The organism is Devosia sp. 67-54 (assembly GCF_001899075.1).
Classification (GTDB): Bacteria; Pseudomonadota; Alphaproteobacteria; order Rhizobiales; family Devosiaceae; genus Devosia_A.
This window is the reverse complement of the sequence record NZ_MKVA01000005.1, coordinates 345,824-364,900: the sequence shown is the minus strand read 5'-3', so window position 1 is coordinate 364,900 and position 19,077 is coordinate 345,824. Positions and strand designations below refer to the sequence as shown.

The window sequence follows — 19,077 nt, the reverse complement described above, 5'->3', positions numbered from 1 at the left end:
CCTCGGCAATTTTACGGAGCGTTAACCACGCGAGCCGGCCGGAACCTTGCTCAGAAGCTGGTGCGCAGCCAGTTACCGACTCGCGCCAGATAGCCGTCGGTGCCGGTGAGTCGGGCGGCCTGCCGCGGCTCGCCGAATTCCTGGGCGCAGACCTGCGGATAGATCAGCATGCCCGAGACCGTGGCGAAGGCCGCGCCGCGCGCCATTTCGGGCAGCCCGGCGATGCCCATCGGCCGGCCGTTGCGCACGTTGCGGCCGAGCAGCCGGCGCGCCACTTCCGGCAGGCCGGTGAGCTCGCTGCCGCCGCCGGTGAGCACGAAGCGGCGGCCGCTGAGGTCCATCATGCCGGTGGCCTGCATGCGGTCGCGGATGGCGGTCAGCACCTCCTCGACGCGCGGCCTCAGGATGCGGGTGAGGTGCGAGCGCGGAATCAGCCCCGGCGCCTCGTCGGCCCCGGCCCCGACCGGCACGATCGAGATCATCTCGCGCTCGTCGGCCTGGCCCGGCAGCACGCTGCCATAGACGGTCTTCAGCCGCTCGGCGTCGGCGATCGACACCGAGAGCTGGCGCGCGATGTCGAGCGTCAGGTGATGGCCGCCGATGGCGAGCGCGTCGCAATAGATCGGGTGGCCGTCGGCGAACACCGCGACGGTGGTGGTGGCGCCGCCGAAATCGACCACGGCGACTCCGAGCTGCCCCTCGTCGTCGACCAGCGTCGACATGCCCGAGGCATAGGGCGTCGCCATCAGCGCCTCGATCTGCAGATGGCAGCGGTTGAGCACCAGCTCGATGTTGCGCATGGCGAGGGTTTCGGCGCTGATCACCGCCACGTCGATCGACAGCTTTTCGCCGACGAGGCCGCGCGGGTCCTTGACGCCCTTCTGCCCGTCGATGGCGTAGCCGATGGGCAGCGCGTGGACGATCGAGCGCTCCGGCCGCACCGAGCGCTCGTTGACGGCGCGCAGCACGCGCTGGATGTCGGCCTTCTCGACCTCCTGCGCCCCGAGGTTGACCGTGGCCGAGAACGTCTCCGAGCCGAGCCGGCCGGCGGTGACGTTGACCACCACCGACTGCACGGTGAGGCCGGCGGCGCGCTCGGCCATGCCGACCACGGTGCGGATCGCCTGCTCGGCCTGGTCGAGGTCGGTGATGACGCCGCTCTTGATGCCGCTCGAGGCGCCGTAGCCGAAGCCGATGACTTCGGCGACGTGCGTGCGGCCCTTCAGCGCCTTGCCCTCGGGCCGCGGCGTCAACCGGGCGATGACGCAGCAGATCTTGGTCGATCCGATGTCGAGCACCGAGATCAGGGAGCTGCGGCCCGGCTGCAGCGGCTTCAGCCGCGCGGTCATCATGTCGGTGATCATTGCGGTTTTTTCTCCGCCGCGCGCTCGGCCGCGGTCTCGTATTCGGCGTCGCCGCCCTTGCTCACATGCTTGTTCTTCTTCTTGAAGTCGGCCCACGCCTTGGTGGCGAGGTCGCCGAGCTTCAGCGACAGCATTCCGGGCACGCGCATGTCGATGACATCGACGTCGCGCTCCAGCAATTGGTGGTCGGTCTCGTAGCTGTCGAGCTGCGCCAGCGCCTGCGCCACGCCGTTCTCGGGCAATTGCACGCGCAGGCCGGAATAGAAGATCAGATCCCAGCGCCGCTCGCCGATGCGGCTCAGCGCCGCCAGGTCCTCGGTGATCTGCGGGTAGCGGTCGAGCGAGCGGATCATCACCATGGCGTCGGCCGCGGCGCCCTCCCCCACCACCAGCGGCAGCGAGCGGAAGCTGCCGTCGTCGGCGACGATCGGGCTGCCGCTCTCGTCCACCAGCCAGGTCTTGTCGCCGATGCGCCAGCGCGCCATGGGCTGCTTTTCGACGATGCTGACGGCGAGCCCGCTCGGATACACCTTGCGGATATTGGCGGACTGCACCGAGGGGATGGCGTCGATGCGCTTGAGCGCGGCGTCGGCGTCGAAATTCAGCGTCGAGGTGGCCGAGCCGATGTCGAGCGCCTTGAGGATGGTGGCTTCGCTGGTCAGCGTCTGGCCGCTGATGTTGATCGAATTGATGCCGAAGCCGGCCCTGGCGAACTGCCCCTGCGCCAGGCTGTAGAGCGCGGTGACGCCGGCGGCAACCTTGTCCTGCTCGGCCATGAGGCCGGCGGCGGCGACGAGGACGATGGCGCCGGCCACGCCGCGCACGATCAGCTTCTTGTGCAGGATCCAGGCGCGGCCGAAGCCGAGCCGCGCCCGCCGCGGCAGCGCCGCGAACGGCACAGGCACCGGAAGCTGGCGCGGGTCGACCGCCTGGGCAGCGGCGAACCCCTTTGCGCCTACCTGTTGCAACTCGCGTCCTCCACCATCCAGGTGACCAGATCCTCGAACGAATGCCCGGCATGGCGGGCCTGTTCGGGGGCCAGGGAAGTCTCGGTCATACCCGGTTGGGTGTTGAGCTCGAGGCAGACCAGCTCGCCGTCCTCGCCCGCCTTGTCGTTGAAGCGGAAATCCGTCCGCGACACGCCCCGGCACCCAAGCGCAGCATGCGCCTTGAGCGCCATCTTCTGCACTTTGTCGTAAATTTTCGGTTGAATCGGCGCCGGCAGCAGGTGGCTGGAGCCGCCTTTGGCGTATTTCGCCTCGAAATTGTAGAAGCTGAGGTCGGTCAGGATCTCGGTGACGCCCAGCGCCACGTCGCCCATCACCGCGCAGGTGAGGTCGCGGCCGGGGATGTAGCGCTCGACCATGACCTCTTCGCCGGCGTTCCAGTCCTCGCGCAGGATCTCCTGCGGCGGATGGCTCTGCTCGGCCTTGACCACGAACACGCCGACGCTGGAGCCGTCGGCGATGGGCTTGACCACATAGGGCGGCGCCATCACGTGCTCGCGCGCCACCTCGGCGCGGGAAACGATCAGGTGGTCGGTGACGGGGATGCCGGCCGATTTGAAGAACATCTTGGCGCGGTGCTTGTCCATGGCCAGCGCCGAGGCCAGCACGCCCGAATGCGTGTAGGGGATGCGCAAAAATTCGAGCACGCCCTGCACCGTGCCGTCCTCGCCATAGCGGCCGTGCAGCGCGTTGAACACCACCTCGGGCCTGATCTCGCGCAACCGCTCGGCGATGTCGTAGCCGACATCCAGCTCGGTCACCGTGAACCCGGCATTGCGCAGCGCCCGGGCGCATTCCCGCCCCGAGCTCAGCGACACCGGCCGCTCGTTGGAGAGGCCGCCCATGAGGACGGCGACGTGCTTGGTCATCGGTGCGGGTGCTCCCATTGCACGGTCGGTTCAAAGGACCGAAGGTCTGGCGCGCGTGGCCCCCACCCCCAGCCCCTCCCCGCAAGGGGGAGGGGGGCGATGGAACCGCAGGCGCCGATGATGCAGTCGGGCTCCCCTCCCCCTTGCGGGGCGGGGGCGGGGGTGGGGGCCACGAGCACCAAGGTCAGCGCCATCACACCGCTCCCGTGAACGGCGCGCCGTCGAGGAATTCGCGCACCTCGCGGCCCGGCACGAAATAGCCCATGCGGCGGACTTCCCAGCTGAGCTCGATGCCGTGCGTGTCGCGCACCTTCTGGCGGATGGTCTCGCCCACGGTCTCGACCTCGTAGGCGTCGGCCTCGCCGGTGTTGATGAGGAAGTTCGAGTGCATCTCGCTCATCTGCGCGCGGCCGAAGGTGAAGCCGCGGCCGCCCGCCTCGTCGATCAACTTCCAGCTCGACTGGCCCTCGGGGTTCTTGAAGGTCGAGCCGGCGGTCCTGGCGCGCGTCGGCTGCGAGCTTTCGCGGCGCTCGGTGACGGTGCGCATCTCGGTGAGGATGGTCTGCGGATCGCCGGCAAACCCCTGGTACAGCGCCGAGACGAACACCGCGCCGCGCGGCCCGTTCGACTTGCGGTAGCGGTAGCCCATGTCGGCGTTGCCGAGGGTGACGATATCGCCGTTGCGCAGCACCGCGCGCAGCTCGACCATGCGCTGCATGGTCTCGGTCTTGTAGCAGCCGGCGTTCATGTAGAGCGCGCCGCCGATGCCGCCGGGAATGCCGCGGTAGAACCAGAGTCCATCGATGCCGGCTTCCGCCGCCGCGGTCGCCACCTTGACGTCGGGCACCGCGGCGCCGGCGCGCACCCGGTGGCCGTCGAGAATGTCGATGCCGCCGAACCCCTTGGCCGGCAGCCGGATCACCACGCCGTCGAGGCCGCCGTCGCGGATCAAAAGGTTCGAGCCGAGCCCGATCACGGTGACGCGGATGCTCTCGGGCAAATGCCTGAGGAAGAAGCTGAGGTCGGCCTCGTCGGCCGGCCGGAAGAACAATTGCGCCGGACCGCCGACGCGTAGCGTCGTCATCTCGGCGAGGATCTGGTTGGGAACGAGCTGACCGCGCACATCGGCGGTCCACGCGCCGAGCGTCGGCAGAAGGTCGGGCCAGAGCGGCGTTCCGGGGGGCGGCGCGTCGCTCATGGCAGCTCGGGCTCCTTGCCCAGCAGCTTGCCGAGCTCGGCCGGCAGCGCCGCCGCCCATTGCGTGATGTTGCCGGCGCCCAGCATGACCACGTAGTCGCCCTCGGCGACGCGGCTCGCGAGCAGCGGCGCGATCGCCTCGGGGCGGTCGACGACGCGGGCGTCGCGATGGCCGCGCGCCTTGATGCGCGTCACCAGCTCCTCATGCGTCACCCCGTCGATCGGCGCTTCGCCGGCGGCGTAGATCGGCGCCACCACCACGGTGTCGGCGTCGTTGAAGGCCGTCGCGAACTCGTTGTAGAGGTCGCGCACGCGCGAGTAGCGGTGCGGCTGCACCACGGCGATGACGTCGCGCCGCGTCGACTGGCGGGCGGCGCGCAGCACCGCCGCGATCTCGACCGGATGGTGGCCGTAATCGTCGATCACGGTGACGCCGCCGACGATACCGGTGCGGGTGAAGCGGCGTTTCACGCCGGAAAAGCCGAGCAGCCCCTTGCGGATCGCCTCGGCCGGCACCTTGAGCTGGTCGGCCACGGCGATGGCGGCGGTGGCGTTGAGAGCGTTGTGCTCGCCCGGCATCGGCAGCGTCAGCCCTTCGATGCGAAGATAGGTCTGGCGGATGCGGTCGCGGATCTCCACCGCGAAATGACTCTGCCCGTCATGGATGTCGAGGTCGACCAGCCGCACGTCGGCCTGCGGGTTGCGGCCATAGGTGATGACGCGGCGGTCGCGCACCAGCCCGACCATCTCCTGCACCACCGGATGGTCGGTGCACATCACCGCAAAGCCGTAGAACGGCACGTTCTCGACGAAGTTGAGGAAGCCCTGCTTGACGCTCTCGAAGTCGCCGTAATGGTCGAGATGCTCGGGATCGATGTTGGTGACCACCGCCACGTCGGCCGGCAGCTTGACGAAGGTGCCGTCGCTCTCGTCGGCCTCGACCACCATCCACTCGCCGTCGCCGAGCCGGGCATTGGTGCCGTAGGCATTGATGATGCCGCCATTGATCACCGTCGGATCGAAATTGGCGGCGTCGAGCAGCGTCGCGACCAGCGTCGTGGTGGTGGTCTTGCCATGCGTGCCGGCGATTGCGACGGCGTTCTTGAAGCGCATGATCTCGGCCAGCATCTCGGCGCGGCGCACCACCGGCAGGCCGCGCGAGCGCGCCGCGGCGAGCTCGGGATTGCCCTTCTTGATGGCCGAGGAGATCACCACCACGGCGGCATCGCCGAGGTTGTCGCCGGATTGCCCGACCTTGACGTCGATGCCCATGGTGCGCAGGCGCTGCACGTTGGCGCTCTCGGCGCTGTCGGAGCCGTGCACCTTGTAGCCCTGGTTGTGCAGGATCTCGGCGATCCCACTCATGCCGATTCCACCGATGCCGACGAAATGCACCGGGCCGATATTGCGCGGCATCTTCATGCTGTTTTTCCCCCGCCTGCGCCGTCCACGAGGTCCGCAAGCTGTTCGACTGCCCTGGGTTGCCCGAGCGCCCTGGCCGCTGCCGCCGCGGCCGTGAGCGTCGCCGGCTCACCGAAAAGTGAGGCCAAGCGATTGGCGAGCGAAGGTGGCGAAATGGTGGCCTGCTCGACGATCCAGCCGCCACCGGCCGCATCGACCACGAGCGCGTTGTTCTTCTGGTCGCCGTCGATCGAGCCCGGCAGCGGCACCAGGATCGCCGGCCGCCCCAGCACCGTGAGCTCGGCCACGGTCGAGGCGCCGGCGCGGGCGATCACCAGATGCGCCGCTGCCATGCGTACCGGCAGGTCGGAGAAGAACGGCTGCAGCTCGACATTGACCTTGGCCTGCCGGTACGCCTCGGTGACGCGCACCAGGTCTTCCGGCCGGCACTGCTGCACGATCCGCAGGCGGTGGCGCAGCGCCTCGGGCAGCTCGGCGATGGCCGGCGGCACGAGGTCGGCGAAGGCGCGCGCCCCCTGGCTGCCGCCGAACACCACGAGCTGCAGCGTCCCGTCGGCTGTCAGCGGCGGATAATCCACCAGCGCCTCGGCCCGCACGCTGTCGCGCACCGGATTGCCGGTGAGCACCGATTTGCCGGCGAACGGCTCGGCGTAGTGCGTGCGGGCAAAGCTCAGCGCGATGCGCGAGGCGTAGCGGCCGAGCGCGCGGTTGGCGCGCCCCATCACCGCGTTCTGCTCGTGCAGTACGCCCGGAATGCCGAGGAGGCGCGCCGCGAGGAAGGGCGGGAACACCGGATAGCCGCCGAAGCCGACGACGACGGCGGGCCGGATGCGCCGCAGCTTCAGCCAGGCGACGGCGATGCCGTAGAGGATCTTGAACGAGGCGGCGACCATGCGCAGCGGGTTGCGCACCGACGGCGTCGCCGACGGCACGACGTGGATCTTGCTGGCGGGGAAGTCGCCATAGGCGCCGACGCGGTGGTCGGTCATCAGGTGGATGGTGTGGCCGCGCCGGCGCAATTCCTGCGCCAGCGCCATCGCCGGGAAGAGATGTCCTCCCGTGCCGCCCGCCATCAGCACGATGGTGCTCATTCGGCGGGAACGACCGTGGTGCTCGGCCGGTACGCCGGCAGCCCGGTCGCCATGCGTTCCTCGGGCTTCTTGCGGGTCAGCGCCAGCATCAGCCCCATGCCGAAGGCGATGGCGATCATCGAGGTGCCGCCATAGGAGACGAACGGCAGCGTCATGCCCTTGGGCGGAATGAGGTTGAGGTTCACCGCCAGGTTGATGGCGCATTGCAGGCCGAACTGGATCGCCAGCGTCGATACCGCCAGCCGCGCATAGAGCGATTGCTGCTGCTGCGCCCCGGTCATGGCGCGCAGCACGATGAACACGATCAGCGCCACGAGGCAGAGGCAGAACAGGATGCCGAACTCGCCCGCCGCCGCCGAGAACACGTAGTCGGCATGGGCGTCGGGGATGACTTTCTTGGCCAGCGACTCCCCAGGCCCGCGCCCGAACCAGCCGCCTTCGAGCAGCGAGTTGAGCGCCTTGTCGACCTGGTAGGTGTTGCCGCCGCCATCGGGATTGAGGAAGGCGTCGACGCGCTTCGAAAAGTGCGGGAACACGTAATAGGCGCCGAACAGCAGGCCGACGGCGCCGCCGGCGAGGCCGATGATCAGGAACCACGAAATGCCCGACAGGAACAGCAGCGCCGCCCAGGTGGAGAGCATCAGCGCGGTCTGTCCGATATCGGGCTGCAGCAGCAGGCCGCCGACGATCGCCATCATGAGCAGCGTCGCGATGGTGCGCGGGAAGACGCCGCGCTGGTGCATGCTTTCCGAGAACAGCCAGGCGGCGAGCACCGCATAGGCCGGCTTGACGAACTCCGACGGCTGGATGGTGTTGCCGGCGAACGACACCCAGCGGCGGGCGCCCTTGACCTCGACGCCCAGCTTGAGCGTCAGCCACAGCAGCACGATGCTGACGCACAGCACGCCCAGCGCCGCGATGCGCGCCTGCCGGTGGCTGAGGAACGAGGTGCCGATCAGCACCGGCAGCGCCAGCAGGTCGAAGACCGCGTGGCGGATGATGAAGTGCCACGGGCTGAGGCCGAGGCGCTCGGCCACCGGCGGGCTCGCGGCGAAGCTCAGCACCATGCCCACCGCCATCAGCAGGATCAGCGCCGACAGCAATTGCTTGTCGACCGTCCACCACCACTCGGCGATGGGTGTCTTGCGATCCCGTGCGAACATGTCACTCGTCCCGCCCTGCCCGGCGGTCCCTTACGCTACTCGGCGCAAGTGTAGCCCGCCGATGGTTAGCAAGGTGTGAGCGGGGCTTGCGTTCTGCGAGTCGGGTTGCCGGACAGTCGGCGGTGGCTTATTTTCCGGCAAGGAGACGCAGCCATGAACAAGGTCATCTCGATCGATGAAGACGAGCGGCTGAAGCGCCTGCTGGCAGCGGCGATGCCCGGAGAGCAGTTTGAGCTCACTCTGGATGGCAAGATCGTAGCCAAGGTCATCCCGGCCGCCAAACCCACCGACAGCGCGCACGTGCAGGCGGCGATGGATCGCATCGCCAAGATCGCGGCAAGGCAGACGCTTGGCGGGCTCAGCATCAACGACCTCATCAACGAGGGGCGCAAGTGATCGTGATCGATGCGTCGATCACGCTATCCTGGTTCTTCGCTGACGAGGCCCTCCCTGCCCGCCGGGCCGTGCTGGAGCGCGTCCTTGCAGAAGGAGCGACGGCCCCGCATCAATGGTTGATGGAGGCGGCGAACGTGCTCGTCATGGGCAGGCGGCGCGAGCGTCTCGACGACGCCGGTCTGGCCGCCTCTCTCGCGGCGATCATGTCGCTGCCCGTTCAGACTGAGAGCAACTCCGTCGACGTGGTGCAGGCGGCCGTCGAACTGGCTGAGCAGCGAAAGCTGACCGTCTACGATGCTGCTTATCTTGAACTTGCGCGACGACGGAAACTTCCGCTCGCGACGCTGGACGAGGAGCTGGCGGCCGCAGCGCGCGCCGAAGGGGTCGCTGTCCTGCCTTAGCGCAGCTTCAGCTCGCTGAGGCCGATGAGCGCGAGGACGAAGGAGATGATCCAGAAGCGGATCACCACCTGGCTTTCGGTCCAGCCCAGCATTTCGAAATGATGGTGGATCGGGGCCATCTTGAAGACGCGCTTGCCAGTGAGCTTGAACGACAGCACCTGCACGATCACCGACACGGTTTCGAGCACGAACAGGCCGCCGACGATGGCCAGCACGATCTCGTGCTTGGTGGCGACCGCGATGGTGCCGAGCGCGCCGCCCAGGGCGAGCGAGCCGGTGTCGCCCATGAAGATCTGCGCCGGCGGCGCGTTGAACCACAGAAAGCCGAGCCCGGCGCCGATCAGCGCCCCGCACACCACCGCCAATTCGCCGGTGCCCGGGACGTTGTTGAGCAGCAGGTATTCCGAGAAGGTGGCGGAGCCCACGAGGTAGGCGATCAGCCCGAAGGTCGCGGCGGCGATCATCACCGGCACGATGGCGAGGCCGTCGAGCCCGTCGGTGAAGTTCACCGAATTGCCGGCGCCCACGATGATGAAGCCGGCGAAGATGTAGAAGAAGTACCACAGCGGCAGCCCGTGTCCCTTGATGAACGGGAACATCAACTGCGTCGCGATCTTGGGGTCGGTCACCGAGGCGACGATGTAGGCGGCGATCAGCGCCACGATGGCTTCGATGACCAGGCGCTGTACGCCCGAGAAGCCCTTGTGCGACATCTTCTTGACCTTGAGGTAGTCGTCATAGAAGCCGATCGCGCCGAAGCTGACGGTGACGAACAGCACCGCCCAGACATAGACGTTGGAAAGGTTCGACCAGAGCAGCGTCGAGATCACCGCGCCGGCGAGGATCATCAGCCCGCCCATGGTGGGCGTGCCCTTCTTGGTGATCAGATGGCTCTGCGGCCCGTCCTCGCGGATCGGCTGCCCGCCGCCCTGCCGGATGCGCAGCGCCGCAATGATCTGCGGGCCGAACAGGAAGACGAAGAACAGCGCCGTGACCACCGCGCCCGCAGTGCGGAAAGTGATGTAGCGGAAGACGTTAAACGCCGTGACATTCTCGCCCAACTGGCCGAGGTAGTAGAGCATTCGCGCGCCGGACTCCGTCCCTCAAACAGCACCGCCAAAACGCTGCTTGATCTTGTCGACCAGCGCGGCGAGGCGAACGCCTTTGGACCCTTTGACCATGATTGCATCGCCCAAGGCAAGGCTTTGCAGGATCGGCTCCATCAGGTCTTCGATGCGCCGCGCATGGCCGGCGACCCGCTCGGCGCCGAGCGCATCGCGCAAAGCCTCCATCGCCGCGCCGACCAGAAATATCCTTACGGCACCGGTCTGTAGCACCGCTGTCTTGAGCGATCGGTGCAAGTCTGGGCCCTGCGGGCCGAGCTCCAGCATGTCGCCGAGCACCAGCACTTTCTTGCCGCGCGACGGGGCGACGGTGGCGAACACCTCCATCGCGGCGGTCATCGAGGCGACGTTGGCGTTGTAGCTTTCGTCGACGAGGAGCAGCGGGTCGGCCTCGGGCCCGAGACGGGTCGTTTCGCCCCGCCCCTCGGCGGCAGTGAAGGTCTCGAGGGCGTCGACCACGAGGTTGCGCTCGAGCCCGGCGACGCGGGCGACGGCGAGCGCCGCGGTGGCGTTGGCGATCATATGGCGGCCGCGCACGCCCAGATTGAGGTCGTACGTCTCCTTGCCGTGCGTCACCCGCGCGAAGGTGCGCGAAGCGGCAGTCTCGGAGGCGCCGATCCGGTAGTCCGCCTCGGCGTCGTAGCCATAGGTGACGATGTTCTCGACACGCGCCTCGCGGGCCCTGGCGAACAGCACGTGCACATAGTCGTGGTCGGTATTGAGCACCGCCGTGCCGCCCGCCTCGAGCCCGAGGAAGATTTCGGCCTTGGCCTCGGCGATCTCGGTGACCGACCTGAAGAATTCGAGGTGCGCGGCGGCGACATTGGTGATCACTGCGATGTGCGGCCGCACCAATTGCACCAGCGGCGTGATCTCGCCGGCATGGTTCATGCCGATCTCGAACACGCCATAGGCGGCCTCGCGCGGCAGGCGGGCCAGCATCAGCGGCACGCCCCAATGGTTGTTGAAGCTCTTGATCGAATAGTGCGTCGGCCCGGCGGCGGCGAGCACGGTGCGGATCGCTTCCTTGGTGGTGGTCTTGCCGGCGCTGCCGGTGACGGCGACGATCGTCGCCTTGCTGCGGGCGCGCGCGGCCCGACCGAGGGCGCGCAGCGCCTCCAGCGGATCGGGCACGACGATCAGCTTTTCGCCGCCATGCGCCCGGAACCAGTCCTCCGACACCAGCGCCGCCGCGGCGCCCGCCTCCAAGGCGGCCGTGACGAAATCGTGGCCGTCGCGCGCGTCGCCCCTGATGGCGACGAACAGCGCGTCGGGCTCGATCTCGCGGCTGTCGATGGAGACCGACCCCAGGGGGCCGTCGGACAGCGTCTCGGGCCGCCCGCCGGTGGCGGCAACCGCTTCGGCAACAGTCCACAGCGGTGTCATCAGAGCCCTTTCAGCGTCTCCGCCACCACCTCGTGATCGGAGAAATGGTGCTTGGTGGCGCCGACGATCTGATAGTCCTCGTGGCCCTTGCCGGCAATCAGCAGCACGTCGCCCGGCTTCAGCGCCTTTATGGCGGTCTCGATGGCCGTGCGGCGATCGGCGATCTCGCGGCTGCCGGGCGCCGCCGCCATGATCTCGGCGCGGATGGTCGCGGCGTCTTCGGTGCGCGGATTGTCGTCGGTGACGATCACCCGGTCGGCCATGCGCGCCGCGATCTCGCCCATCATCGGCCGCTTGCCCTTGTCGCGATCGCCGCCGGCGCCGAACACCACGTGCAGCTTGCGGCTGGCATAGGGCCTGAGCGAGGCGAGCGCCGTTTCGAGCGCCACCGGCTTGTGCGCGTAGTCGATGAAGATCGCCGCGCCATTGTGCTCGCCCACCAGCTCGAGCCGGCCGCGGGCGCCCTTCAGCTTGCTCAGCGCCTTGAGGGCCTTTGTCGGCGGCGCGCCGGTGGCGACGGCGAGGCCGAGCGCGACGAGCGCATTGCTGACCTGGAACGCGCCGGTGAGCGGCAGATGGAAGCTCACCGGTTCGCCGACCATGCGGCCGGTGACCTTCTGGCCGTAGCCGTCATTGACGATCGACTGGATCTCGAACCAGGCCCCGCCGACCCCCACGGTGAGCAGCGTCACGCCGCGCGCCAGCGCCGCGAACATGAAGGGCTCGTGCTCCGGATCGTCGACATTGACCACGGCGGCGCCGCCCTCGGCGATCAGATCGGTGAACAGCCGCACCTTGGCGTCGCGATAGGCCGCCATGTCGGCATGGTAGTCGAGATGGTCGCGGCTGAGATTGGTGAAGGCGACGGCGCTGAACGTGACGCCGTCGACGCGGCGCTGGTCGAGCCCCTGGCTCGACGCCTCCATCGCCACATGGTCGATGCCCTGCGCCTTGAGCTGGCCGAGGTCGCGGGCGATGGCCAGCGCGTCGGGCGTGGTGAGTTCGCCGGGGATCAGCGCTTGCTTGGTCTCGATGCCGACGGTGCCGATGCTCGCCGCGTCCATGCCGCAGGCCGTCCAGATCTGGCGCACGAAGGAGACGATCGAGGATTTGCCGTTGGTGCCGGTGACCCCGACGATGATCTCGGGCTGCGGCGAGAACTGCCGCGCCGCGGCGCGCGCATAGGCGGCACGCACGTCGGGCACCACCACCACCGGCATGCCCGGATCGGCCGCCGGAGCGCGGTCGGTCACCATGGCCCTGGCGCCATTGGCCCGCGCCTGCGCCGCGAAGGCGTCGCCATGCGTGTGCAGCCCCGGAATGGCGAAGAACGCCTCCCCCGGCCTGATGGCGCGGCTGTCGGCGTTGACGCCTTCGACCTTGAGCCGGGGCGGCCTGGCGCCGGTGCCTTTCAGCAACTCTGCGAGCGCAAACGACACGGCGGTCCCTTCCTCGGTCATATCCGGTGGGTGCGGCCCCCACCCCCTCCCGGCAAGGGGGAGAGGAGGCGATGGGACCGCAACCGCCGTGATGCAGTCAGGCTCCCCTTCCCCTTGCGCGGAGGGGGCGGGGGTTGGGGCAAGGTGCACCGCGCGATGCATTTCTTAGCGCAGCTCGGGCGGGAGCAGCTTGCTGTCCAGCATCGGATCGAAGTTTGGGGTGATTCCCAGCATCGGCGCCACCCGGGCGACGATGCGGCCGGTCGCCTCGCCGGCGTTCCAGCCGGCGGTGTGGCCGCCCTGCCCCGGTTCGGTGTGCGGGTTGTCGACGAGGATCATCATGGCATAGCGCGGCTGGTCGAGCGGGAACACCGAGGCGAACAGCGACAGCACCTTGCTCGAATCGTAGCGCCCGTTGATCACCTTTTCGGCCGTACCCGTCTTGCCGCCCGCGCGGTATCCCTGGGCGAATTTGTTCATGCGCGTGCCGGAGCCCTCGAGCGCATTGAGCCGCATGATGTAGCGCATCTCCTGGCTGGTCTTTTCCGACACCACCTGCTCGTAGGTCTTCTGCGCGTCGGCGAGACTGGTCTTGTAGAGCGTCGGCTTCACCATCTTGCCGTCATTGGCGAAGGCCGCCATGGCGCGCAGCATGGCGACGGGCGACACCGACAGGCCGTGGCCGAACGACGCGGTGGCCGCGACGATGTCGGAGAAGCTCTTGGGCACCACCGGGTTGCGGCGCTCGGGCAGCTCCAGCGGCTCGGGCACGTCGAACTGCATCTTGTGCAGGAAGGCGCGGAAATTCTCCTTGCCCCAGGCCTGCATGACGTGGATGGCGCCGACGTTGGACGAGTATTTGTAGATCTCGGGCACCGTGAGGATGCGGTGCTTGCCGTGGAAATCGTCGATGGTGAAGCGGCCGAAGCGCACTCCGAAACGCGCATCGAAGCTGTCGGTGATCTTCACCTTGCCGCTGTCCAGCGCCCCCGCGATGGTCACCGACTTCATGGTCGAGCCGAGCTCGTAGATGCCGGCGGTGATGCGGTTGAAGCTGTCCTTCTGCAGCGCGGTGACCGGATTGTTCGGATCGAAATCGGGCAGCGAGACCAGGCCGAGCACCTCGCCGGTCTTGATGTCCATCATGATGCCCGAAGCGGAGTCGGCCTGGTAGCGGCTGAGGGCGTCGACCAGCACGTCGCGCATCACGTGCTGCACGCGCAGATCGATCGACAGATTGACCGGCGCCAGCTCGTTGCCGCGGGCGAGGCCCACCTGCTGCAGCAGCGCCACGTCGTCCTCGTCGATGGCCTTCTCGATGCCGGCGATGCCCTGGTTGTCGATGTTGACCGCGCCCAGGATGTGCGACGCCTCCGGCCCGCCCGGATAGAAGCGCTTGCTCTCGGTGACGAAATCGAGCCCGGGGATGCCGAGCTGCATGATCTTGTCCTCGATGGCCGGCGTCAGCTCGCGCTTGATCCACACGAAGCCCTTGTCGCCGGTGAGGCGCTGGCGCAGCCAGTCGATGTTGAGGTCGGGCAGCACCGAATGGATCGCGTCGGCCGCCTCGTCGACGTCGATGATCCGGCGCGGCTCGGCAAACAGCGACGGCACGCGCACGTCGACCGCGAGCTCGAGGCCGTTGCGGTCGAGGATGGCGGGGCGCGTGGCGGTGATGAGGTCGCGCGTCTGCCCTTCGATGGTGTTGTCCTGGACGACGAGGCCGAGCTGCACCAGCCGCGCCGCCACGGCGCCGAAGATGAGGATCAGCACCACCACGACCCAGCGGATGCGCGCCTTGGTGAGGTGGCGGCGCAGCTTGCGGGCGCCGTCGAAGGCGATCGGATCGGCACCGGCGTCGAGCGCAGCCATCAGTTGGACTCCGAGATGATCTGCTGGATCGGATCGACGCCCGAATTGAGCGACTCGAACAGCGAATCGAGCGCCTGCGTGTCGGGGGCCTTGAGGCGCATCGGCAGGATGTCGAGGCCGCCGAACTGGTCCTGCGACAGCGTCTGCAGGTTGAGCTCGGCGATGTGGCGGTTGACGATCGGCGCGACGTTGGCCGGCTGGTTGAGATAGGCCCAGTCGGCCTTGAGCAGCGACAGGTCCGCCTGCTGCCGCTCGATCTGGCGCTGCAGGCCGAGCTTTTCGGCGACGACGTCCTCGACCGAATATTTGAGCGCGTAGACCGCCACCAGCGTGCAGATGGCGGTGCAGACGAGGACGATGTTGAGCGAACGGATCATGCGGCGCCCCTGACGCGCGGCACGCCGAGCCGCTCGATGTTCGCCGCCCTGGCCGGCGCGCTGCTGCGGCGGGCCGCGCGCAGGATGGCCGAGCGGGCCCGCGGGTTGCGCGCCGTCTCCGCCGCCCCCGGCTTCACCGCCTTCGCCACGTCGATCCAGCGCGGTGCCTCGACGACGACCTGCGGCAGGTGCCGCGACTGCGTCGGCGCGCCCTTCTCCGGATCGAGGAAGCGCTTGACGATGCGGTCTTCGAGCGAATGGAAGGTGACGACGGCGAGCCGGCCGCCCTCCCCGAGCAGCCGCTCGGAGGCGAACAGCCCGTCGACCAATTGCCCGAACTCGTCGTTCACCGCGATGCGCAGCGCCTGGAAGCTGCGCGTCGCCGGATGCGCATCGCCGGGCTTCCTGCCGATGGCCTTCTCGATGAGCCGCGCCAGCTCGGCGGTGGTGCGGATCGGAGCGCTGGCGCGCGCCGCGACGATGGAGTGTGCGATACGGCGCGATTTGCGCTCCTCGCCATAGGCGAACAGCAGATTGGCCAGCGTCGCCTCGTCGAGGCCGTTGACGAGGTCGGCCGCGCTCTCGCCCTCCGCCGCCATGCGCATGTCGAGCGGGCCCTCGCGCATGAAGGAGAAGCCGCGCTCGGCCTCGTCGAGCTGCATTGAGGACACGCCGATGTCGAGGACGACGCCGTCGACCGGGCCGGCGGCGAGCTCATCCAGCTCGGCAAAGGCGCCGGCCACGAAGCTGAATCGACTCGGAAATTCTGCGCTGAGCGCGGCGGCGAACGGCCGCACGCGGGGGTCGCGGTCGATGGCGACGACGGCCGCACCGGCCTGCAGCAGCGCCCGCGAATAGCCGCCGGCGCCGAACGTGCCGTCGACGATGCGCGCTCCGGCGAGCGGCGCCAGCGCCTCGAGGACCTCGGCCAGCAGCACCGGGACATGCGGCACGCTCTGCTCGCTTACCGGCTTGGCCATGTCCGAACTCAACCCCATCCCGGCCTGTCGCCGGCACACAAACATCGCCCGACTTTGTCGGAACGCGGTTGAGATTCCATTAAGCAAACATGGCCGCAGAACGGCGGCTCAGACCCAGTTTTCGACCGTAAGGCCGGGCATGCGGTCGAACTCCCGCCGGTTGTTGGTGACCAGCGTCAGCCCGAGCGACCGGGCGTGCGCGCCGATGAGCATGTCATAGGGGCCACAGGGCGTTCCCGCTCGTTCGAGATGCGCGCGAATTTCCCCGAAATGCGCCGCCGCCGCGGCATCGAAATCGGGGACCTTCAGGACGCTCAGGAAGTCTTCGACCGCCAGCCGGTTGGCGAGTTGCCGAGACGATTTGGCCGCGCCGAAAAGCAGTTCGCCGACCGAGATGCTGGAAACGAACAAATCACCCGCGTGCCTGTTGGCGCGAAGCGCCAGCCCGTCATCAGGCCGCCCCATCATGTAGATGCAGATGTTGGTATCCAGCATGTACCCCGTCAATCGAGAGGCTCGCGCTCTTCTGCAACCCCCTGATCGCGGTCTTCCAGGAAATCATCCGACACATGCGGGCCGTTGGCGAAATAGGCCGCCCAGTCGCGGCCCGCGGGCCTGATCAGCAGCCCGCCGCCTTCCGCCGGCGTGATGGTGACCTTCTTCACGTCCTCCGGGAAGGCCAGATCCTTGGGGATGCGGATGGCCTGGCTGCGGTTCGACTTGAATACCGCAGCTTCGCGCGCCTTGGGCGGCGGCTCGTGCTTGTTCATCGCCATCTCCGTGTATATCCCATGGGATATACATACGCCTCCCGAGGCTCACGCTCAAGGCGAGCGCCAGTCGACCTGTAAGCCGGGTTCTGTAGGGCCTGCATCCTGCGATGCAGACGTGGTGGCCATTCCTCTGGGAGACGCGTTGCCGCGCCTCTCGAGCAACCAACCCGGACGACTGGCCTCGAAACCGGCCCGGGGCGAACCCCGCGTCATCCCTATTTGGTCTTGCTCCCGGTGGGGTTTGCCGTGCCGTCCCGGTTGCCCGGTCCGCGGTGCGCTCTTACCGCACCCTTTCACCCTTACCTGCCGAGGCAGGCGGTCTGCTCTCTGTGGCACTTTCCCTGGGGTCGCCCCCGGCGGCCGTTAGCCGTCACCGTATTTCGATGGAGCCCGGACTTTCCTCGCCTTGTGAGCGCGGCCACCCGGTCGACTGGCCGGCGCTATGTGCGGGGGAACGGCGTCCGCGTCAAGCCGCCCTCACGCCGCCGATCTGGGCGGCGGCAGCTTGATGATCTTGTTGTAGGCTTGGTTGATCGCCTGCATGCGGGCGGTGGCGACGTCGATCAGTTCCTCCGGCACGCCCTTGGCGATGAGCCGGTCGGGGTGATGCTCGGCCACCAGCAGCCGGTAGACGCGCCGCACCTCGTCGCGGTCGGCCCCCGGCAACAGCCCGAGCACCACATAGGGGTCGACGCCGCTGTCGAGCACCACGTGCTGGGCCGCAATCTGCTCGAAGCGCGCATCGTCGAAGCCGAAGATGTCGCTGACGCGCTTGAGGTAGTCGAGCTCGCTCTCGTGCACGAAGCCATCGGCGGAGGCGATGTAGAACAGCCCGTCGAGCACGTGCTCGAGCGTATCGGGGCTGTTGGCGAAGAAGCGGCGGACCTTGCGGGCATAGGCCTCGTAGCCGGCGACGTCCTGCTGCGCGAGCTTGAACAGCCGCTCGACCTGCTGCTCGTTGCCGGGCGGGATGTCGACGGTGCGATGGAAGGCCCGCACTTCGGAGGCGGTGACCACGCCGTCGGACACCGCCATCTTCGCCGACAGCGCGATCAGCGCCAGCGTGAAGGCCGCGTCCTTGCCGCCGGGCAGCCAGGTGTCGGGGTCGAGCAAATTGACGATCGAGCCCACCACGCCGGTGCGCTCGCCGGCCGACCCGACGATTTCGCTAAGGCGCTGCCAGACGGACGCCATCACCCTGCTCCCAAATCACGGCGCGGACGATATACGCGGGCGCGGCGCCGGGGTCAAAACAGGGTGAAGCCGTATTCCTGCTCGTCGTCGTCCTGGAGCATGCGCTCGATGCGGGCGCGCCGCGCGGCCCGGGAATTGTTGGGGCCGTCGCTGAGGTAGAAGCCGTCGGGGTCGTAGTTCGACGACGGCCGCTGCACCACGGTGACCGAGGCGCTGGAGCGGCCATCATCGGAAGCGTCGTCGACCAGCCCGTTCTGTTCGAGATAGCGCGACAGCCGGCGCTCGCGGGCGGTGCGCCAATCGTCGGCGATCCCGACCGGCGGCACCGGGCCGGCGTCGACGTCGAGCTGGTTCGGCATGCTGGTGGTGGCGCGCGGCGTTGCGAGCGCCTGCTCGTCGACGATGACCGCGGGCTGCGCCGGAGCGGTCGCCTTGGGCAGCGCCGGGCGGATGATATCGGGCGGCCGGCGCGGGAACGGCACCGGCGCGACGATGGTCGCCGGATCGACCGTCGCCACCTGCGTCGGCTGCGGCGCGGTTGCAGCGCCGGCGCCCGGCGCCGTCACGGCGGGAGCAGCGTCTTTGCCGGAAATGTAGTCGGGCAGCTTCTTGCCGGATTTGAGCAGCTTGTCGACCGGGTCGAGCAGCGGCGCGCCAGAGGCGGCGACCTCGGTGGTCGCGGCGGGCGCATTGGGCACGATGGTCACGCCGGTCCTGGTGATCCTGGTGGTGACCGAAGCGGTCTTGACGGCAGCCTTGCCGTCGGCCGCCGCCGGCCGCACCGGCTCGGTGGTCGAGGTCAGCACCGCGGCCGTCGCGGCCTTGCCGCCGAACTGGCGGGTCAGGTAGTCCGCCGACGGAACCGCCAGCACCACGGCGAGGCCGGCCCAAGCGAGGCCCCAGGTCAGTTTCGAGTTGAGTCCCATCTGCTGTATCCGCTCACTCACCGCCCCCGTCCCCGCGCCGCTTGGAGGCGAAAAACATGGCCATACTGTGAAACGCGGCCAGCCTCGCGACGGTGC

At 68.4% G+C, this 19,077-nt stretch carries 19 protein-coding genes and 1 other RNA gene; 2 read left to right on the top strand and 18 right to left on the bottom strand.

Annotated elements, in window-relative coordinates; genetic code table 11:
- Nucleotides 1–50: 50 nt before the first annotated feature.
- The 7 genes from ftsA to BGO82_RS06770 form a co-directional block, all read right to left on the bottom strand.
- Complete coding sequence (ftsA, locus tag BGO82_RS06800; RefSeq protein ID WP_291304806.1) at nt 51–1,364, bottom strand: cell division protein FtsA; 1,314 nt, start codon at nt 1,362–1,364, stop codon at nt 51–53.
- The gene (locus tag BGO82_RS06795; protein ID WP_291304805.1) at nt 1,361–2,332 is read right to left on the bottom strand and encodes a cell division protein FtsQ/DivIB; all 972 of its coding nucleotides are present in this window, start codon (nt 2,330–2,332) and stop codon (nt 1,361–1,363) included. The genes ftsA and BGO82_RS06795 overlap by 4 nt, the downstream gene beginning before the upstream one ends.
- Nucleotides 2,320–3,240: a D-alanine--D-alanine ligase gene (locus BGO82_RS06790; RefSeq protein WP_291304804.1), complete on the bottom strand. Its 921-nt coding sequence runs from the start codon at nt 3,238–3,240 to the stop codon at nt 2,320–2,322. The genes BGO82_RS06795 and BGO82_RS06790 overlap by 13 nt, the downstream gene beginning before the upstream one ends.
- Nucleotides 3,241–3,433: 193 nt before the next feature.
- Nucleotides 3,434–4,438 (bottom strand): UDP-N-acetylmuramate dehydrogenase, encoded by a 1,005-nt coding sequence (murB, locus tag BGO82_RS06785; RefSeq protein ID WP_291304803.1) that lies wholly within the window; start codon nt 4,436–4,438, stop codon nt 3,434–3,436.
- Nucleotides 4,435–5,859, bottom strand: a complete 1,425-nt coding sequence (murC, locus tag BGO82_RS06780) for a UDP-N-acetylmuramate--L-alanine ligase (RefSeq protein WP_291304802.1) — start codon at nt 5,857–5,859, stop codon at nt 4,435–4,437. Before murC ends, murB begins: the two co-directional genes overlap by 4 nt.
- Nucleotides 5,856–6,950: an undecaprenyldiphospho-muramoylpentapeptide beta-N-acetylglucosaminyltransferase gene (gene murG, locus BGO82_RS06775; RefSeq protein ID WP_291304801.1), complete on the bottom strand. Its 1,095-nt coding sequence runs from the start codon at nt 6,948–6,950 to the stop codon at nt 5,856–5,858. Before murG ends, murC begins: the two co-directional genes overlap by 4 nt.
- Entirely contained in the window at nt 6,947–8,113 is a 1,167-nt protein-coding gene (locus BGO82_RS06770) for a putative peptidoglycan glycosyltransferase FtsW (RefSeq protein WP_291304800.1), read from the bottom strand. Before BGO82_RS06770 ends, murG begins: the two co-directional genes overlap by 4 nt.
- Before the next feature lie 153 nt (nt 8,114–8,266).
- Here BGO82_RS06770 and BGO82_RS06765 point away from each other — a divergent pair, with 153 nt between their 5' ends.
- Nucleotides 8,267–8,509 (top strand): hypothetical protein, encoded by a 243-nt coding sequence (locus tag BGO82_RS06765; RefSeq protein ID WP_291304799.1) that lies wholly within the window; start codon nt 8,267–8,269, stop codon nt 8,507–8,509.
- Nucleotides 8,506–8,910, top strand: coding sequence for a type II toxin-antitoxin system VapC family toxin (locus BGO82_RS06760; RefSeq protein WP_291304798.1), 405 nt, complete (start codon nt 8,506–8,508; stop codon nt 8,908–8,910). The genes BGO82_RS06765 and BGO82_RS06760 overlap by 4 nt, the downstream gene beginning before the upstream one ends.
- Here BGO82_RS06760 and mraY read toward each other — a convergent pair.
- The 11 genes from mraY to BGO82_RS06705 form a co-directional block, all read right to left on the bottom strand.
- Nucleotides 8,907–9,992: a phospho-N-acetylmuramoyl-pentapeptide-transferase gene (mraY, locus tag BGO82_RS06755; protein ID WP_291304797.1), complete on the bottom strand. Its 1,086-nt coding sequence runs from the start codon at nt 9,990–9,992 to the stop codon at nt 8,907–8,909. The genes BGO82_RS06760 and mraY overlap by 4 nt on opposite strands.
- A gap of 21 nt (nt 9,993–10,013) precedes the next feature.
- Entirely contained in the window at nt 10,014–11,420 is a 1,407-nt protein-coding gene (murF, locus tag BGO82_RS06750; RefSeq protein ID WP_291304796.1) for a UDP-N-acetylmuramoyl-tripeptide--D-alanyl-D-alanine ligase, read from the bottom strand.
- Nucleotides 11,420–12,859, bottom strand: coding sequence for a UDP-N-acetylmuramoyl-L-alanyl-D-glutamate--2,6-diaminopimelate ligase (locus BGO82_RS06745; protein WP_291304795.1), 1,440 nt, complete (start codon nt 12,857–12,859; stop codon nt 11,420–11,422). The genes murF and BGO82_RS06745 overlap by 1 nt, the downstream gene beginning before the upstream one ends.
- Nucleotides 12,860–13,024: 165 nt before the next feature.
- On the bottom strand, nt 13,025–14,731 hold the full coding sequence (locus BGO82_RS06740) for a penicillin-binding protein 2 (RefSeq protein ID WP_291304794.1): 1,707 nt from the start codon (nt 14,729–14,731) through the stop codon (nt 13,025–13,027).
- Complete coding sequence (locus BGO82_RS06735; protein ID WP_291304793.1) at nt 14,731–15,108, bottom strand: hypothetical protein; 378 nt, start codon at nt 15,106–15,108, stop codon at nt 14,731–14,733. The genes BGO82_RS06740 and BGO82_RS06735 overlap by 1 nt, the downstream gene beginning before the upstream one ends.
- A complete protein-coding gene (gene rsmH / locus BGO82_RS06730; RefSeq protein WP_291304792.1) occupies nt 15,105–16,088 on the bottom strand; it encodes a 16S rRNA (cytosine(1402)-N(4))-methyltransferase RsmH in 984 nt (327 codons plus the stop codon). The genes BGO82_RS06735 and rsmH overlap by 4 nt, the downstream gene beginning before the upstream one ends.
- Before the next feature lie 108 nt (nt 16,089–16,196).
- A complete protein-coding gene (locus BGO82_RS06725) occupies nt 16,197–16,595 on the bottom strand; it encodes a type II toxin-antitoxin system VapC family toxin (protein WP_291304791.1) in 399 nt (132 codons plus the stop codon).
- Nucleotides 16,592–16,858, bottom strand: a complete 267-nt coding sequence (gene vapB / locus BGO82_RS06720; protein WP_291304790.1) for a type II toxin-antitoxin system VapB family antitoxin — start codon at nt 16,856–16,858, stop codon at nt 16,592–16,594. Before vapB ends, BGO82_RS06725 begins: the two co-directional genes overlap by 4 nt.
- 62 nt (nt 16,859–16,920) lie before the next feature.
- Nucleotides 16,921–17,295, bottom strand: an RNA gene (rnpB, locus tag BGO82_RS06715) — RNase P RNA component class A.
- 43 nt (nt 17,296–17,338) lie between these two features.
- Nucleotides 17,339–18,055, bottom strand: a complete 717-nt coding sequence (locus tag BGO82_RS06710; RefSeq protein ID WP_291304789.1) for a DnaJ family molecular chaperone — start codon at nt 18,053–18,055, stop codon at nt 17,339–17,341.
- Between the two features lie 53 nt (nt 18,056–18,108).
- Nucleotides 18,109–18,981 carry a hypothetical protein gene (locus tag BGO82_RS06705; protein WP_291304788.1) on the bottom strand — a complete coding sequence of 291 codons (873 nt, stop codon included), beginning with the start codon at nt 18,979–18,981 and terminating at the stop codon, nt 18,109–18,111.
- Between the last annotated feature and the right edge of the window lie 96 nt (nt 18,982–19,077).

Bases quoted from the DNA above. Each gene is read 5' to 3' on its own strand.
- BGO82_RS06710 (WP_291304789.1), bottom strand. From the start codon at position 18,055: ATGGCGTCCGTCTGGCAGCGCCTTAGCGAAATCGTCGGGTCGGCCGGC.
- BGO82_RS06735 (WP_291304793.1), bottom strand. From the start codon at position 15,108: ATGATCCGTTCGCTCAACATCGTCCTCGTCTGCACCGCCATCTGCACG.
- BGO82_RS06705 (WP_291304788.1), bottom strand. From the start codon at position 18,981: ATGGGACTCAACTCGAAACTGACCTGGGGCCTCGCTTGGGCCGGCCTC.
- vapB (WP_291304790.1), bottom strand. From the start codon at position 16,858: ATGAACAAGCACGAGCCGCCGCCCAAGGCGCGCGAAGCTGCGGTATTC.
- BGO82_RS06790 (WP_291304804.1), bottom strand. From the start codon at position 3,240: ATGACCAAGCACGTCGCCGTCCTCATGGGCGGCCTCTCCAACGAGCGG.
- rsmH (WP_291304792.1), bottom strand. From the start codon at position 16,088: ATGGCCAAGCCGGTAAGCGAGCAGAGCGTGCCGCATGTCCCGGTGCTG.
- murF (WP_291304796.1), bottom strand. From the start codon at position 11,420: ATGACACCGCTGTGGACTGTTGCCGAAGCGGTTGCCGCCACCGGCGGG.
- murC (WP_291304802.1), bottom strand. From the start codon at position 5,859: ATGAAGATGCCGCGCAATATCGGCCCGGTGCATTTCGTCGGCATCGGT.
- BGO82_RS06740 (WP_291304794.1), bottom strand. From the start codon at position 14,731: ATGGCTGCGCTCGACGCCGGTGCCGATCCGATCGCCTTCGACGGCGCC.
- murB (WP_291304803.1), bottom strand. From the start codon at position 4,438: ATGAGCGACGCGCCGCCCCCCGGAACGCCGCTCTGGCCCGACCTTCTG.
- murG (WP_291304801.1), bottom strand. From the start codon at position 6,950: ATGAGCACCATCGTGCTGATGGCGGGCGGCACGGGAGGACATCTCTTC.
- BGO82_RS06770 (WP_291304800.1), bottom strand. From the start codon at position 8,113: ATGTTCGCACGGGATCGCAAGACACCCATCGCCGAGTGGTGGTGGACG.
- BGO82_RS06765 (WP_291304799.1), top strand. From the start codon at position 8,267: ATGAACAAGGTCATCTCGATCGATGAAGACGAGCGGCTGAAGCGCCTG.
- ftsA (WP_291304806.1), bottom strand. From the start codon at position 1,364: ATGATCACCGACATGATGACCGCGCGGCTGAAGCCGCTGCAGCCGGGC.
- mraY (WP_291304797.1), bottom strand. From the start codon at position 9,992: ATGCTCTACTACCTCGGCCAGTTGGGCGAGAATGTCACGGCGTTTAAC.